Genomic DNA, 377 nt, shown 5'->3' with positions numbered 1-377 from the left:
TGCAATTGAGCGGCAGCGGCGGACAGCCGTTCGATGTCCGCGTGCTTATGCAGAAGGACGGGAACGGCCGCTGGACGCTTGGCGGCATGGCGGTTCGCCTTGGCCCGCGCGGGTCGCTCACCTCCAACCTGCACGGGGGAGGAACCGCAGTCCATCCGGCTTCCTTTTTGCGGAAGCAATACGGCGGGGCGGCCGCGAACATTTTAGCAGAGCTTGCGCTTGCGTCCGCCTTCCTTCCGCCGCTGCTGGAAGCCGGCTTCGGACGGCTCGGCGAGCTCGGGCTCGATTTCGGCATTGATCCCGGCGGACGAATCTGGCTGCTGGAAGCGAACTCCAAGCCGGGCCGTTCGGCCTTCGCGCTGACCGGCGACCTGGAC

The 377-nt window shown here is 66.8% G+C and carries 1 protein-coding gene; it reads left to right on the top strand.

Annotated features, from left to right (window positions below; translation table 11 throughout):
- The coding region (locus tag L692_RS29820; RefSeq protein ID WP_036724954.1) for a YheC/YheD family protein at positions 1–377 on the top strand (377 nt) is incomplete at both ends.

It is taken from the genome of Paenibacillus forsythiae T98 (genome assembly GCF_000520735.1).
GTDB classification, from domain to species: domain Bacteria; phylum Bacillota; class Bacilli; order Paenibacillales; family Paenibacillaceae; genus Paenibacillus_AQ; species Paenibacillus_AQ forsythiae.
The sequence above is the reverse complement of the archived record's forward strand: the minus strand, read 5'-3'. Positions and strand labels throughout refer to the sequence as shown.